General features: G+C 48.6%; 1 rRNA gene. It reads left to right on the top strand.

Going from position 1 to position 3,120, the window contains the following annotated elements:
- The first annotated feature begins 186 nt into the window (after positions 1–186).
- A 23S ribosomal RNA gene (locus J8L97_RS22535) occupies positions 187–3,072 on the top strand.
- The last annotated feature ends 48 nt before the right edge of the window (positions 3,073–3,120 follow it).

Here is a 3,120-nt window from a genome sequence, read left to right as displayed (position 1 = left end):
TTGCTCTTTAAAAATTTGGAAAAGCTGATAAATAAATTCTTATAGATATTTATATCTATAAAGAGTTTTCAAAAGTAAAACAATGCCAATTAATCAATGATTAATTAGCATCTACTTTAGTATTCAATATTAACTTCTGGCGAAGTTTAAACTGTCTTTGACGATACAAACCATTTTGGGTTGTATGGTTAAGTGACTAAGCGTATACGGTGGATGCCTTGGCAGTTGGAGGCGATGAAGGACGTACTAACTTGCGATAAGCCTAGTTGAGCCAGTAAGAGGCGCTTGAGACTAGGATTTCCGAATGGGGAAACCCACCTGCTTGCAGGTATCATATGGTGAATACATAGCCATATGAGGCGAACGCGGAGAACTGAAACATCTAAGTACCCGTAGGAAAAGAAATCAACCGAGATTCCGAAAGTAGCGGCGAGCGAAATCGGAACAGCCCTTAAGCTGTTTTGTAATTAGTGGAAGGCTCTGGAAAGTGCCACGATACAGGGTGATAGTCCCGTACACAAAAATTTATAAGCAGTGAAATCGAGTAGGTCGGAGCACGTGAAACTTTGACTGAATATAGGTGGACCATCATCTAAGGCTAAATACTCCCAACTGACCGATAGTGAACCAGTACCGTGAGGGAAAGGCGAAAAGAACCCCTGTGAGGGGAGTGAAATAGAACCTGAAACCGTATACGTACAAGCAGTAGGAGCCTACTTGTTAGGTGACTGCGTACCTTTTGTATAATGGGTCAGCGACTTATATTCTGTAGCGAGGTTAACCGATTAGGGTAGCCGTAGCGAAAGCGAGTCTTAACTGGGCGCTTAGTTGCAGGGTATAGACCCGAAACCCGGTGATCTAGCCATGGGCAGGTTGAAGGTTGAGTAACATCAACTGGAGGACCGAACCCACTAACGTTGAAAAGTTAGGGGATGACCTGTGGCTAGGAGTGAAAGGCTAATCAAACCGGGAGATAGCTGGTTCTCCCCGAAATCTATTTAGGTAGAGCCTCGGACGAATACTTACGGGGGTAGAGCACTGTTAAGGCTAGGGGGTCATCCCGACTTACCAACCCTTTGCAAACTCCGAATACCGTAAAGTACTATCCGGGAGACACACGGTGGGTGCTAACGTCCATCGTGAAGAGGGAAACAACCCAGACCGCCAGCTAAGGTCCCAAAGTATATGTTAAGTGGGAAACGATGTGGGAAGGCTAAAACAGCTAGGAGGTTGGCTTAGAAGCAGCCACCCTTTAAAGAAAGCGTAATAGCTCACTAGTCGAGTCGGCCTGCGCGGAAGATGTAACGGGGCTAAACATATCACCGAAGCTGCGGATTTGTCTTAGGACAAGTGGTAGGGGAGCGTTCTGTAAGCGGTTGAAGGTGTACCGGGAGGTATGCTGGACGTATCAGAAGTGCGAATGCTGACATGAGTAACGATAATGCGGGTGAAAAACCCGCACGCCGGAAGACCAAGGGTTCCTATCCCATGTTAATCAGGGTAGGGTAAGTCGACCCCTAAGGCGAGGCTGAAGAGCGTAGTCGATGGGAAACGGGTTAATATTCCCGTACTTGGAATAATTGCGATGGGGGGACGGAGCAGGCTAAGCAAGCATGGCGTTGGTTGTCCATGTGAAAGTGAGTAGGCTAATGACTTAGGTAAATCCGGGTCGTTGTTAGGCTGAGACACGAGACGAGCTACCACGGTAGTGAAGTTGCTGATGCCCTACTTCCAGGAAAAGCCTCTAAGCTTCAGATTATTTCGAATCGTACCCCAAACCGACACAGGTGGTCAGGTAGAGAATACTAAGGCGCTTGAGAGAACTCGGGTGAAGGAACTAGGCAAAATTGTACCGTAACTTCGGGAGAAGGTACGCTCTTGATTGTGATGGGATTTACTCCCTAAGCGATTGAGAGCCGCAGTGACCAGGTGGCTGGGACTGTTTATTAAAAACACAGCACTGTGCAAAATCGTAAGATGACGTATACGGTGTGACACCTGCCCGGTGCCGGAAGGTTAATTGATGGGGTTAGACTTAGGTCGAAGCTCTTGATCGAAGCCCCGGTAAACGGCGGCCGTAACTATAACGGTCCTAAGGTAGCGAAATTCCTTGTCGGGTAAGTTCCGACCTGCACGAATGGTGTAACCATGGCCACGCTGTCTCCACCCGAGACTCAGTGAAATTGAAATCGCAGTGAAGATGCTGTGTACCCGCGGCTAGACGGAAAGACCCCGTGAACCTTTACTACAGCTTGGCACTGAACATTGAACCTACATGTGTAGGATAGGTGGGAGACTTAGAAGCACAGTCGCTAGATTGTGTGGAGTCAACCTTGAAATACCACCCTTGTAGTTTTGATGTTCTAACGTAGGTCCCTGATCGGGATTGCGGACAGTGCCTGGTGGGTAGTTTGACTGGGGCGGTCTCCTCCCAAAGAGTAACGGAGGAGCACGAAGGTTGGCTAAGTACGGTCGGACATCGTACGGTTAGTGTAATGGTAGAAGCCAGCTTAACTGCGAGACAGACACGTCGAGCAGGTACGAAAGTAGGTCATAGTGATCCGGTGGTTCTGAATGGAAGGGCCATCGCTCAACGGATAAAAGGTACTCCGGGGATAACAGGCTGATACCGCCCAAGAGTTCATATCGACGGCGGTGTTTGGCACCTCGATGTCGGCTCATCACATCCTGGGGCTGAAGTCGGTCCCAAGGGTATGGCTGTTCGCCATTTAAAGTGGTACGCGAGCTGGGTTTAGAACGTCGTGAGACAGTTCGGTCCCTATCTGCCGTGGGCGTTTGAGAATTGAGAGGGGTTGCTCCTAGTACGAGAGGACCGGAGTGAACGAACCGCTGGTGTTCGGGTTGTCATGCCAATGGCATTGCCCGGTAGCTACGTTCGGAACTGATAAGCGCTGAAAGCATCTAAGCGCGAAGCAGGCCTCGAGATGAGTTCTCACTAGAGCTATAAGCTCTCTGAAGGGCCGTTGGAGACTACAACGTTGATAGGCAAGGTGTGGAAGCATAGTGATATGTTAAGCTAACTTGTACTAATTACCCGTGAGGCTTAACCATACAACGCCAAAGTGGTTTAAGCGACAGAAGTTAGTGTTACTAAAGTAG

The organism is Pseudoalteromonas sp. MMG012, assembly GCF_018100875.1.
Taxonomy (GTDB): Bacteria; Pseudomonadota; Gammaproteobacteria; order Enterobacterales; family Alteromonadaceae; genus Pseudoalteromonas; species Pseudoalteromonas aurantia.
The sequence above is the reverse complement of the archived record's forward strand: the minus strand, read 5'-3'. Positions and strand labels throughout refer to the sequence as shown.